Consider the following 12,864-nt stretch of genomic DNA (forward strand, 5'->3'; position numbering starts at 1 on the left):
GGCGCAGGACTTCGGCGACCCGGCGCTGCTCGCCGCGGTCTACGACGCGTCCGGGACGGATCAGATGGTCAGCGCTGCAGAGTGAGCAGGCCTGGCCGGTAGGGCAGCAGGCCGTAGTCGCCGCCCGAGTTCGGGGAGCGGCCCTGGTAGAGCAACTGTAGGTTGCAGGCGTTGACGGTCATGGTCTGATCGGCGTTGGTGCGGATCAGTTCGCCGTGGCTGATGTCGTTGGTCCACGTTGCGCCGCTGTTGGCCTTGCCGGCGAACGGGTTGCTCTCGGACGTGGCCTGCGGTGTCCACGACCCGCCCAGGCTGGTGGCCGTGAACGACCGGAAGTAGCGCCCCTGGGAGCCGATCGCCTCGACGAGCATGAGGTACCGGGTCTCGCCCTGGAGCTTGTACACCTGGACGGCCTCGAACAGGTTGTTCGTCGAGTCGGTCATGATCGTCGTGTAGTTCGACCCGAAGCTGCCCGGGAAGTTCCCGATGGGCATGCTCGCCCGGTAGATCCTGCCGTTGTCACCGGCGAAGAACAGGTACATGTTCTGGTCGTCCCCGATGAGTGCCTGGTCGATCGGGCCGGTGCCCGAGTTGGAGATGCTCCCGCTGAACAACGTCTGTGCCGACGACCAACTGTTTACATTGGCCGGATTGGTGGACGTCCGGTAGGAGAAAGCCGGTCCACCCCACTGATAGGCCAAAACCCAGAGGTTACGCGGCGCGAAGTAGAACAACGACGGCGCGACAGCCGCGAACGGCATCTGGTTCTGTGCCGCCGACCCCATCTGGTTGAAGCTCGAGAAGAGACCGAAGTTCATCGAGCCCCACGTGGTACCGGTGTCGTGCGTCGTCGCGTAGACCAACTGCTGCCCGTTGTACGGCGCGTGCGTGAAGTCCTTCAACGACACCCAGCCTGACCTCGGCTGCGCCAGCGCGCCCGTCGACGACCATCGGTAGGTCGACGGCAGACTGCAGCCCCCGGGTGGCGGCGTGGTCGGGTTGCCGCCGCCGTCGACGCGGACGAGCTGCCACTGCTGGTTGGCGCCGTTCCAGTCGTCGTACTGCACGATGTTGCCGCCGTCGGCGGTCGAGGCGCCCTGCACCTCCACGACCTTGTTGCTGTTGCGGTTGATCATCCGGATGTAGCCGCTGTCGGAGTCGGCCAGCCGGAACTGCTGGTTGGTCGAGTTGTTGTCGGTCCACTGCACGATGCTGCCGCCGTTGGCGGTCGAGAAGTTGTAGACGTCGAGCACCTTGCCGGACAGCCGGGACCGCAGCCGGTAGTAGCCGCCGCCCGAGTCCACGAACTGCCACTGCTGCTGGTTGCCGTTGTTCCGCGCCCACTGGACGATCCGGGCACCGTCGTTCGTGGCCAGGTTGTAGACGTCCAGGGCCTTGCCGCTGTTGCGGTTCAGCAGCACGTACCACGCGCTCGTGTCGACGGTCGCCGCGGCGGCGGGACTGCCCAGCACGGCGGCTGCGGCGACGCCGACCAGCACCGCCGACACGCCGGCGGCGACGGCGCGTGGCACCCGCGACCGTAGGGTCGCTCTTAGCACAGACATGATCCTCCTTCGATGGGGGTGGGGGTCCTACTGGATGGCGACGTCGTCGACGTAGAAGCCGTCCGTGCCGGACGTCGTTTCGAGATAGAACGTGGCCGCCGTGAGCGAGCCGGTCCAGGCGACCGTCGCGGTGCCGGTCAGCAACGTCCAGCCGGTCGAGGTGACCGTCGTCGCCGGGGTCAGCGACACGTAGCTCGTCGTGCCGCCCGCCGTCAGGGCCAGCGTGGCTTTCGCGGCCGGCGTGCCGCTCTGCGCGCGGACCCACGCGGACGTCGTGTAGCCGCGGCCGTTGAGGAGGGCGCCCGTGACGTTCTGGCTCGGGCCGTGCCAGGAGGCGGTGCGCCCGGAGACCGCGAGCGCGCTCGTGCCGCCGTGCGCGACGCTCGTCGTGGTCGACAGCGTGCCACCGCCGAACGCGCTCCACCCGGCTGTCCCGTTCTCCATCGAACCGTTGGTGAGCAGGTTGCCGCCGCCTCCCCCGCCGAACTGCCACCAGTTGACGTTGAACAGGGAGCCGGTGCCGCCGGTGAAGCGCAGGTAGAGGTCGCGTGTGCCGGTCGCCCCGGTGACGCCGCACGACACGGTCGTCCACGTCTGCCAGCCGCCCGTGCCGGGCACGGTGCACGTCCCGGCGACGGTCCCGTTCGACCCGTCGAGCCGGACCTCGATCCGACCGCCGGCGGCGGCGGAGGCGACCCGGGCGCTGAACGAGGTCGCCCCGCCACCGAACGCGACACCCTTGACCTTGATCCAGTCGCCGTTGTCGATCCAGCCGACGTTCATCCCGCCTTCGCCGGACCGCTCCGTCTCGACCCCGGACGTCCAGGCGATGGTCTCCGCCTCCTGGCGCGCGTACGGGTTGAGCGTGCCGACCTGCGGCGCGCCGTTCGTCGTCATGTTGATAGTCGGGAGCGAACCGTCGGCGTTGTACGCGAACCGTTCCACCGCCACCGACCGGGTGAATCCGCCGCCGCCCGGCAAAGCACCGTTGTGGTAGAAGAAATACGAGCTGCCGTTGAAGTCGACGATCCCCGGATGGTTGGTGAAGCTGCTGCCCTGGGTCGGCATGACCGTCCCGCGGTACGTCCACGGTCCGAGGGGCCCGGTGGCGGTGGAGTAGGCGATGAACTCCGAGCAGCATTTGGCCGCGAAGACGTTGTAGTAGAGGCCGTTGCGCTTGTAGACCCACGGCCCCTCCTCGTAGAGGGTGGGCCGGTTGGCGTCACCGGTGCGGGTGCCGAAGCCCGAGGTGGTCAAGGGGATCTGCGTCGGGCTGCCCGAGAACGAGGTCATGTCGGCGTTCAGGCGTACGTACCACAGCCGCGGGTTGCCCCAGTAGAGATAGGCCTGACCGTTGTCGTCGATCAGCACCGTGGGGTCGATCTCGTTGTTCTCGACCAGCGGGCGGCCCAGGGCGTCGGTGAACGGCCCGGTCGGGCTGTCGGCGACGGCCACCCCGATGGCCATGCCGCCGGTCGCGCGGTTGCGCACGGGGACGTACCAGTAGAACCGGCCGTTGCGGGCGACGACCTGGCCGGCCCAGGCGTTGGCGTCGGCCCAGGCAAAGCTGGCCAGGTTCAGCGGCGAACCGTGGTCGGTCCAGTTCACCATGTCCGACGACGAGTAGACGCGCCACTCGCGCATGGTGAACCACGTCGAGCCGTCCTCGTCGTGTCCTGTGTAGAGGTACACGCGTCCGTTGTGGACGAGCGGCGCCGGGTCGGCCGTGTAGATGGTCTGCACGATCGGGTTGTCCGCGTGGGCGACCGACGGGGCCACCGTCAGCGCGCACAGCAGCGCGACCACCGTCGCCGCGAGCCGGCGGGCGTTCATGAGGTCGCCGTCCAGCGCTGGTTCGCGGCCGCCGTGCAGGTCCAGAGCAGCACGGCGGTGCCGTTGGCGGTCAGGTTCCGGTCGACGTCGAGGCAGAGACCGGACTGCTCACCGCGTACGGTGCCGTCGGAGCCGAACGTCCACCGCTGGTTCGCGCCGCCGTTGCAGTCCCAGATCTGCGCCTTCGCCCCGGCCGTGGCGTTGAGCGGGGCGTCCAGGCACTTGCCGAGCGCGCGGACCGTCTGGCCGTCGCGCGTCCAGCGCTGGTTGGTGCCGCCGTTGCAGTCCCAGATGACCGGCTGCGTGCCGTTGGCCGTGTTGCCCTGCGGCACGTCGAGGCATCTCCCGGAGGCGGCGCTGACCAGCGTCCCCCCGCTGGACGTGCCACCACCGCTGACCCGGTAGACGACCGTGCCGTGGGCCGGCACACTCGCGCTGATCGCGCCGCTGGTGGCGGTGGTCGCGTTGGTCCACGCGTCCCGCAGGGTGAACGACGACCCGGACTTGCCGATCGCGGCGGCGGTGGTGGAGATCGTGGTGGTCGCGCCGCTCTGGTTGAACAGGGCGACCGCCACATCGCCGTTGGCGAGGCTCTTGGCCAGCACCCGGCGCGTGCTGTCGCCGGCGACCTGGCGGGCCTGCAGCGCAAGCGAATCCTGGTTGATCGCGATCAGGTTCTGGTTCTTCAGGATGGTCTGCGTCGCCGTATTCATGGACCGCACGTCGTTGCCGGCCATCAGGGGCGCGGCCAGCATGGCCCACAACGCGAAGTGGCTGCGCATCTCGGTGTCGGACATCCCGCCCCGGCCGACCTCGAGCATGTCGGGGTCGTTGAAGCTGCCCGGACCCGCGTAGCCCGCCAGGGGAACGGTGACGTTGACGATGTTCTGGATGCCCATCGGATAGCCGTTGGTCTGGCCGGTGTCCCAGGCGTTGGTGATGTCCTCGGTGGTGCGCCACAGGTTCGCGACGTCACCCCAGTTGCGCAACGGTCCGGTCTTGGCGTGGATGCTGTTGGGGTTGATGCTGTAGACGATCGGCCGGCCGGTGGCGGCCAACGCGTCGCGCATCTTCGCGAACGTGGTCACCTGGTCCTGGATCGTCCCGTTGGGCGAGCACCAGTCGTACTTGAGGTAGTCGACGCCCCAGGCGGCGAACTGCCGGGCGTCCTGCGCCTCGTGTCCCTGGCTGCCGGTCGCACCGGGATACGCGCCGAAGTACTGCGCGCAGGTCCGGTCGACCGGCACCTGGTAGAGCCCGAACTTCAGGCCCCGGGCGTGCAGGTAGTCGCCGAGCGCCCGCATTCCGCTCGGAAAACGGGACGGATCGCCCTGCAGGTTGCCGGCCGAGTCGCGGTTGGGGTTGAACCAGCAGTCGTCCACGACGACGTACTGGTAGCCGAGGTCGCGCATGCCGCTGGAGACCAGCGCGTCGGCCATCTGCCGGATCAGCGTCTCGTTGATGTTGCAGCCGAACGTGTTCCAGCTGTTCCATCCCATGGGTGGCACCCGGGCGACGCCGTTGTCCAACGCCGAGGCGGCAGGTGCGCGAAGGAAGAGAACGGCAAGCATCATGGCGGCCAGCACGGCCAAGCGGTGTCGTGACATCTCAGCCGACCCGCACGAGCTGCCACTGCTGGTTGGCGCCGCCCCAGTCGGCGTACTGCACGACGTTGCCGCCGTCGGCGGTGGACGCGCCCTGCACCTCGACGGCCTTGCCGCTGTGCCGGCTGATCAGCCGCACGTAGCCACTCGAGTCGGCCAACCGGAACTGCTGGTTGGTTCCGTTGCCGTCGGTCCACTGCACGATCGCGCCACCGTCGGCGGTCGAGAAGTTGTAGACGTCGAGGACCTTGCCGGAATGCCGGGACCGGACGCGGTAGTAGCCGCCGCCCGAGTCGACGAACTGCCACTGCTGCCAGGCGCCGTCGTTTCGGGTCCACTGGTTGATCCGGGCGCCGTCGTTGGTCGCCCGCTCGTAGACGTCCAGGGCCTTGCCGCTGTTGCGGTTGACCAGCACGTACCAGGCGGTGGTGTCGACCGGGCCGGACGGGTTGCTCGTGCCGGCGTTCAGGGCGTTCAGCACGGCGTCGTACGCCGCCTTCTTGTTGCCGTTGCCGTCGAACAGCAGCGGGTTCTCGCCCGTGCGCCACGAGTCGCTGTCGCGGATGCCCCAGACGGTGATGCCGGTGCACCGGGAGACGGCCAGGCACGCCCGGGTGACGGTGCCGTACACGCTGGCCTGGTTGGAGCCGGCGATGTCGAGCTCGGTGATCTGCACGTCGACGCCGAGGTCGGCGAAGCGTTGCAGGTTGGCCTGGTAGTCGCTGGGCACCGAGTTGGTCAGGTGCGACTGGAAGCCGACGCAGTCGATGGGGACGCCGCGGGCCTTGAAGTCGCGGACCATGTTGTAGATGCCGGTCGACTTCGCGTTGACGCCGTCGGTGTTGTAGTCGTTGTAACAGAGCTTGGCGTTCGGGTCGGCGGCGCGGGCGAGCCGGAACGCGACCTCGATCCAGTCGTTGCCGGTGCGCTGCAGGTTGGAGTCACGGCGGCCGCCGCCGCCGCCGTCGGCGAACGCCTCGTTGACCACGTCCCAGGTGTGGATCTTGCCGCGGTAGTAGGTCGCGACCTGGGTGACGTGGTTGTTCATGGCGTTGCGCAGCGCGCTGCCGGACATGTTCTGCGCCCAGCCGGGTTGCTGCGCGTGCCAGAGCAGGGTGTGACCGCGGACGGCCATGCCGCGCGAACGGGCGTGGTTGACGATCCGGTCGGCGCTGCCGTAGCTGAAGCTGCCCTGCTGCGGCTCCGTGTACGACCACTTCATCTCGTTCTCGGGCGTGACGCTGTTGAACTCGCGGTTGAGGATCGTCACGTAGGTGTTGTCACCCAGCTTGCCCGCACTGATCGCGGCGCCGAAGTAGCGGCCCTTCTCCGCCGCCGAGGCGCCAAGCGTGCTCGCGGCGTTCGCGGTGCCGGCCAGGCCGGCGGTCAGCGCGGCCGTGACCGCTCCGACGACCGCGACCGACCACCAGGTCCGCCTCGATCTGCTCGTCATGTCGATGCCCTCCGTTCCGGATCAGGGGGTGGTGAGGTCGAAGCGGCGGACCGTCACGGCACCGCCGAGGGCCTGGGTCGCGTAGTTGAACATCGCGAATCGGTAGCCCATGAAGAACTGCCAGGCGTTGTTGAGCGTGAACGCGGGACCCAGCCCGATGAAGGTGGATCCGTCGGTGCTGTAGGAGAAGCGGGCCTGGCGACCGGATCCCGGCCGGATGTCGGCGTTCACCCGCAACCAGAGCCGGCCGCCGGAGACCGGTGCGCCGGCCTGTTCGGTGCCGGTGCCGGTGGTGTTCCAGCTGCCGTTCATGGTCAGCCCGTTGGTCATGGAGACCCGGGTGGTGCCGTTGTCGCGGCGCACGCCGATCCACGCCGACGAGTCACGCAGCATCGCGAGGCCCGCCCGGTCGCCGTTGGCCATGGTCGAGTAGTCCAGCTCGATCGTCGCGGTCGACGACGGACCCTGGATGCGGTGCGTGAGGGTGTTGCGGGCCGCGTACAGGTCGTTGGTGACCGTGGCGGTCTGCAGGCGCAGGCCGCTGCCGGCCGACCACCTGCTGTTGTCCGGGTTGTGGTTCCACTCCCAGCGGTGCCCGAGGGTCGCGGAGGCGAAGGTGTCGGCGCCGGTCATCGGCTGCACGGTGCGCCCGGACGCCGGGATGTTCGGCTTGGGGTAGGAACTGCCCCACGCGCCGTTGACGGTCTGCACGCTCGGCCATCCGTCGGCGCTCCACGAGATCGGGGCCAGGGCGGGCATGCGGCCACCGGGGTACGCGTCGACGAACGCCATGTAGTACCAGTCGCCGTTCTGGGTCTGCACCAGGCCGCCCTGGTGCGGCACGCCGCCGCCGGAGATCGGCCCGGGCAGGTCGAGGAGCACCTGGCGCATCTCGTACGGTCCGAACGGGCTGCTGGACTTGAGCACGTACTGCCCGTTGGCGGGACGGGTCAGCCAGATGTAGTAGCTCCCGTTGCGCTTGTAGAACCGGGCGCCCTCCAGGGTCCCGACGCTCGAGGGTGTGGTGAACACCTGCTGGCTGCGCACCTGGCTCAGGCCGTCGGCGGAGAGCTGGGCGACGCTGATGTTCGTGTTGCCGTACGCGACGTACATCGTGTCGTTGTCGTCGACGAGCAGCCCGGCGTCGTAGTAGCAGTTGTTGATCTGCGCGCGCTTCTGCCACGCACCGTCGACGGCCGTCGCCGTGTAGACGTAGGTCCGGTTGAACTCGACGCAGCCGAGCCAGTAGTAGGTGCTGTTGCTGCGCCGGTAGTTGAGCGTCGAGGCCCAGATCCCCTTCACGTACGCCCGGCCGCCGGACAGGTCGTAGGCGCTGGAGCCGAAGTCGAGCCTGGGCACCGAGTGGCCGGCGTACTCCCAGTTGACCAGGTCGTAGGAGCGCAGGATGGGGGCACCGGGCGAGTAGTGCATGGTGGACGCCGAGTAGTAGTAGGCGTCGCCGACCCGGATGATGTCGCCGTCGGCGAAGTCCTGCCACACGACCGGGTTGGCATAGGTGCTCCCGCCGCCGCCCGAGCCCACGCGGACGAGCTGCCACTGCTGGTTGTTGCCGCCCCAGTCGGCGTACTGCACGACGTTGGCGCCGTCGGCGGTGGAGGCGTTCTGCACCTCGACGACCTTGCCGCTGTGCCGGGCGATCAGCCGGACGTACCCGCCGGCCGAGTCGGCGAGCTGGAACTGCTGGTTGGTGCCGTTGCCGTCGGCCCACTGCACGATCGCCGCGCCGTCGGCCGTCGAGCGGTTGTAGACGTCGAGCACCTTGCCCGAGATCCGGGACTTCAGCCGGTACCAGCCGCCGCCCGAGTCGACGAACTGCCACTGCTGCTGTGCGCCGTCGTTGCGGGTCCACTGGGTGATCCGCGCACCGTCGTTGGTCGCCAGGTTGTAGACGTCCAGCGCCTTGCCGCTGTTGCGGTTGATCAGCACGTACCACGCCGTGGTGTCGACGGTCGCGGCGGCGGCGTCCGCCGCGCCCAGACCGACCAGCATGCCGCCGGTCAGCGCGGTCGTGCCGACCACCGCCGCCGCGCGGCGCAGGAGCCGGCGAATTCCCATGGGTTCCTCCAAGCGGAAATGGCCACGCGTCATCGCCGGAGAACCAACACGCATGTTAGCGCTCACATTCGATGTCCGGCAGCGTCAAGGCATGGATTTGGTGGCGAGGGTTAACCGCTCACATCGAGTTGCACCGATGTTGCCAGAGCGTTTCGGAAACTTTCAAGGGTTGTCCCGGAAATGGCGCGGGGACTATTTGGCGGGACCTGTCGTAACGAAAAGTCGGAACGACATTTGGTTTCGGCAGGCGCTGCCCGTTACGGCCCGGCCCAGGGCGGACGGACGAAGAACGAGCTGTCCGCCCGGAAAGCCGCACTCCGGTCCGAGTGGTCGACCCACAGTTGGCCGTCGCGGTGCCGCAGGAACCACCCGGGATAGTTCGACGCCTCCAACGACACCGAGCCGGGCACCGAGCCCGGCGCGACACAGAAGGTGGCATCGCCGCGGAAGAGTGCGGTGCCCTCGTCCCGGCTCGCCCGCAGCCGCCACGACGAATGCCGCAGGTACGCGCCGTCCGCGGTCCGCAGCGTGAAGCAGGCCGAGTCCGCGATGCCCGGCGCGACCTGGAACGTGACCCGCCGGCGCGCCGCCTCCGGACTGCCGGCGTCGACATGGCTCAGCACGCCGAGACCGCCGGCCGTCGACGCGTACTGCCCCGGTTGGTTGGCCATCTCGAGCGAGGCCGGGCCCACCTGGAGCGACGCGGCCGGCGGGGCATCCGGGGTCCTGGGCACGGCGAACGCGACGACCACGGCGAGCACGGCCGCGGCGGCCACCGAGCCGGCCACCGGATGCCCGCCGAGGGCCAGCATGACCTTCGCGGCCAGCGACGGCTTCGCGACCCGCCCGCCCTCGCCGACGACCGCGGCCGCCAGGCCCAGCGGCACCGGGAGCAACGTGTAGTCCAGCAGCCGCTCGGGCGGCACCTGACCGGCCGCCGCGCGCTGGCAGACAGCGCACGACCGGACGTGCCGGGCCAGCCGCTTGCGCCACAACGGACTGGGCGCACCGTTCCAGCCGGCGGCGGCCGCGTCGAGGTCCGCGCATCGCCGGGGCGTCTCCAACGCCGCCACCACCGCGCGGCTCAGGTCGAGCTGGTCGCGCATCCGCTGCAGCCGGACCCGCACGTGCGCGCCCCGCGCGCCGCTGGCCTCCGCCAGCTCCTGCCGGGTCAGGTGGCCGGCCTGCTCCAACCACCACAGCGACAGCAACATCCGGTCGGCCGGATCCAGCCAGCGCCCGGCCCGCGCGACCTGGCGGCGCTGCTCGGACAGCGCGGCGTGCAGCAGGGTCGGGTCTTCGCGTGCCACGTCGGCCGCGTCGTCCAGCGGGGCCGACCGGGCGTCGGCCACCCGCCGCCGATGCAGGTGGGTGCCGACCTGACGCACCGCGATCGCCATCAGCCACGCCCGGAACTGGCTCGGATCCCGCAGCGTCGGCAGGTCCCGCACCGCCCGCAGCATGGCGTCCTGCACGACGTCGTCGAGATCGGGATCGCCGGACAGCGCCCGGGCGACCACCGTGTAGACCAGCGGCAGCACCCGCCCGGCGAGCTCGTCGAGCGCCCGCCGGTCGCCGGCCCGCGCGGCGACGACCAAGCTGGTCAGGTCCGTGTCGACTGCCGGCATGCGCACCTCCCGATCGGCGTCCGTCACTGTGAACGACCTCGGCCGATCGCGTCAACAGGCGCCACTCAGCCGGCTCTCCACACTTTCTCAGCTGCTCGACGCACCCTTTGCCGCATGACCAACGGAAGAAGCGGCAAGGCGCGTGCCGCCGCGGCTCGCAAGGCGCTCGAGGCGCAGCGGAGACGCGACCGCCGCCGGCGGCACCTCTTCACGTACAGCATGGTGGGGCTCGTGGTGTTGATCGTGGCTGGTGTGGTGCTCGCGCTCAACCTGACCGGCGGCAAGGCCAGCGCGTCCGGGATTCCGGCGTCACCGGCGCTCACCGCACAGGGCGGCACCAGCCGGCCGCCGTGGCCGGCGCCACAGGACGCGACCGCGCGGGTGACGGCCGCCGGCCTCCCGATGCTGGGTGAGGAAGGCAACGTCGAGCACATCCACGCGCACCTCGACGTGATCGCCGACGGTCAGCCGGTGACGGTGCCCGCCGAGATCGGCATCGACGAGGGCACCGGCCAGCTCAGCCCGCTGCACACCCACGACACCACCGGCGTGGTGCACGTCGAGTCGCCGGTCAAGGCCGAGTTCAGCCTGGGGCAGCTGTTCACCGAATGGGACGTGTCGCTCTCGGCCGACCACATCGGCGCCCTCACCGCCGGCGACGGCAAGACGCTGCAGGCCTACGTCAACGGCAAGGCCGTCCAGGGCGACCCCGCGGCCATCGTGCTGCACGCCCACGACGAGATCGCGCTGGTCTACGGCACCACGGCCCAGCAGGCCGACCCGCCGGCGAGCTACACCTTCCCCGCGGGGCTGTAGAGCAGGGGTGCGCCGGACAGGGCGCACCCCCGCAGTCGTCGCTAGGCGATACCCGGGCGGCCGTCCTCGACCACGAAGCTCGCGATCGTCGAGACCGGGGCGTCCGGGGTCGTGACCGCCGGCACCGCGCGGTAGTCCGTGCGCAGCTCGCGGTTGTCCGCCGTCACCCGCACGTAGCCGCGGCGGGCGTCGTAGAACTTCATGTGCGGGTTCGAGGCCAGCCACTCCGTGCCCCGCTGGTCCATCGGTGCGCCGTCGCCGCCCGACGTGACCGACGTGCCCAGGAACTCGACGCCGACCGTACGCGAGGACGGGTCGTCGAAGTTCTGCTTGAGGTCCGCGACCATGCTGCAGTGGGCGTCACCGGTGACGACGACCATGTTCTCGATCCGCCGCCGCGCGACGTCGTCGAACAGGCGCTGACGGGCCGGCTCGTAGCCGTTCCAGTTGTCGTTGGGCAGGATCTCGCCCGGGCCCGGGTCGCGGTCCGCCTTGGCCATCACCGTCTGCTGGGCCAGGATGTTCCACGTGCCGGCCGAGTGGCTCAGGCCGTCGATCAGCCACTTCTCCTGCTCCGCACCCAGCATCGAGCGGGCCGGGTCGTCGAGCTGGGCCGGGTCCGTGGTCTGATCGGAGCGGTACTGGCGACCGTCGAGCATGTTGAACTCGGCCAGGCGGCCGTACCGCAGGCGGCGGTAGATCCGCATGTCCGGGCCGTGCGGCACCTGCGAGCGGCGCAGTGGCATGTGCTCGTAGTACGCCTGGTAGGCGGCCGCCCGGCGGCGGAGGAACGGCTCCGGGTCCTGGGCCGCGTCCTCGGAGATCTCGTCCGCGTAGTTGTTCTCGACCTCGTGGTCGTCCCAGGTGACCGCCCACGGGAAGCGGGCGTGCGCGAGCTGCAGGTCGGGGTCCGTCTTGTACTGCGCGTGCCGGACCCGGTAGTCGGCCAGCGAGAAGATCTCCGCGGCCGGCAGGTGCGCCCGGCCCAGCGTGCCCGCCGCCGGTCCCTCGTAGATGTAGTCGCCGAGATGCAGGACCAGGTCCAGCTCCTCCTCCGCCAGGTGCCGGTAGGCGGTGAAGTGCCCGGTCGGGTAGTTCGAGCAGGACACGAACGCGAACGCCAGCTCACGGGGCTTCGAGAGGAACGACGGCGCGGTCCGGGTACGCCCGACGGGGCTCACGGCGTTACCGGTGCGGAACCGGAAGAAGTACTCGCGGTCGGCCCGCAGGCCGTGCACCTCGGCGTGCACCGAGTGGCCCAGCTCCGGGGTGGCGCGCTCGACGCCGTGCTTGACGACGTGGCGGAACCGCTCGTCCTCGGCCACCTCCCAGCGGACGGGGACGACGTGGCGGCTCATCCCGCCGAGGCCGTCCGCGACGACCGGGTCGGGCGCGAGCCGGGTCCACAGCACGACGCCGTCGGGCTGCGGGTCGCCGGACGCGACGCCGAGGGTGAACGGGTCGACGTGGTGCTTCGGGTCCGCCAGCGCGGGCGCGGTGCTGACGCCGGCGACGGTGGCGGCCAGGCCGACGCCACTGGCGCCGGCAAGGGTGAGGAGTTGGCGACGGTCGATACGCATGGCAGGCTTCGCCTTCCGATCAGAAACGCGTACCCCATTGATGATCACGATTTAGGTGAGTGGGGGGTTGCGACCGGTTGATCGCCGGTTGACCAGTTGCCGGCGCGCCGCCGCCGGGCGGACCCGCCATACCGGCCGTACCCTGGCGCTCTGTGTCGACCGTGTGGGCCGTGCTGCTGCTGGCTGCCGTGCTGGCGTTCGCCGTGGTCCGGCCGCGCGGCCTGTTTCGAGGTCGACCCGATCACCGTCACCCCGGTGGCCCGCAACGCCCGCCAGAGGTCGAGCTCGGTCGTCACGTCGAGGGCCGAG

General features: G+C 70.0%; 8 protein-coding genes. 1 reads left to right on the forward strand and 7 read right to left on the reverse strand.

Features of this window, described 5'->3' with window-relative positions:
* Nucleotides 1–68: 68 nt before the first annotated feature.
* The 6 genes from AB0H87_RS27745 to AB0H87_RS27770 all read right to left on the reverse strand — a co-directional run bounded on the left by AB0H87_RS27745 (nucleotide 69) and on the right by AB0H87_RS27770 (nucleotide 10,159).
* The gene (locus AB0H87_RS27745) at nucleotides 69–1,565 is read right to left on the reverse strand and encodes a non-reducing end alpha-L-arabinofuranosidase family hydrolase (protein WP_360151701.1); all 1,497 of its coding nucleotides are present in this window, start codon (nucleotides 1,563–1,565) and stop codon (nucleotides 69–71) included.
* A gap of 27 nt (nucleotides 1,566–1,592) precedes the next feature.
* Nucleotides 1,593–3,398, reverse strand: a complete 1,806-nt coding sequence (locus AB0H87_RS27750) for a family 43 glycosylhydrolase (RefSeq protein ID WP_360151704.1) — start codon at nucleotides 3,396–3,398, stop codon at nucleotides 1,593–1,595.
* Nucleotides 3,395–5,005 (reverse strand): ricin-type beta-trefoil lectin domain protein, encoded by a 1,611-nt coding sequence (locus AB0H87_RS27755; protein WP_360151707.1) that lies wholly within the window; start codon nucleotides 5,003–5,005, stop codon nucleotides 3,395–3,397. The genes AB0H87_RS27750 and AB0H87_RS27755 overlap by 4 nt, the downstream gene beginning before the upstream one ends.
* A gap of 1 nt (nucleotide 5,006) precedes the next feature.
* Entirely contained in the window at nucleotides 5,007–6,455 is a 1,449-nt protein-coding gene (locus tag AB0H87_RS27760; protein ID WP_360151710.1) for an endo-1,4-beta-xylanase, read from the reverse strand.
* A gap of 21 nt (nucleotides 6,456–6,476) precedes the next feature.
* Nucleotides 6,477–8,531, reverse strand: a complete 2,055-nt coding sequence (locus AB0H87_RS27765; RefSeq protein WP_360151713.1) for a family 43 glycosylhydrolase — start codon at nucleotides 8,529–8,531, stop codon at nucleotides 6,477–6,479.
* Nucleotides 8,532–8,788: 257 nt separating this feature from the next.
* Entirely contained in the window at nucleotides 8,789–10,159 is a 1,371-nt protein-coding gene (locus AB0H87_RS27770) for a sigma-70 family RNA polymerase sigma factor (protein ID WP_360151716.1), read from the reverse strand.
* 114 nt (nucleotides 10,160–10,273) lie between these two features.
* On the opposite strand from AB0H87_RS27770, the gene AB0H87_RS27775 reads away from it, so the two are divergent.
* Nucleotides 10,274–10,975: a hypothetical protein gene (locus tag AB0H87_RS27775; protein ID WP_360151719.1), complete on the forward strand. Its 702-nt coding sequence runs from the start codon at nucleotides 10,274–10,276 to the stop codon at nucleotides 10,973–10,975.
* Nucleotides 10,976–11,016: 41 nt separating this feature from the next.
* Here the strand turns inward: AB0H87_RS27775 and AB0H87_RS27780 are convergent, their stop codons facing one another.
* The gene (locus tag AB0H87_RS27780) at nucleotides 11,017–12,555 is read right to left on the reverse strand and encodes an alkaline phosphatase D family protein (protein ID WP_360151722.1); all 1,539 of its coding nucleotides are present in this window, start codon (nucleotides 12,553–12,555) and stop codon (nucleotides 11,017–11,019) included.
* Nucleotides 12,556–12,864 lie beyond the last annotated feature (309 nt).

The sequence above is a fragment of the Asanoa sp. NPDC050611 genome, from assembly GCF_040654855.1.
Lineage (GTDB): Bacteria > Actinomycetota > Actinomycetes > Mycobacteriales > Micromonosporaceae > Asanoa.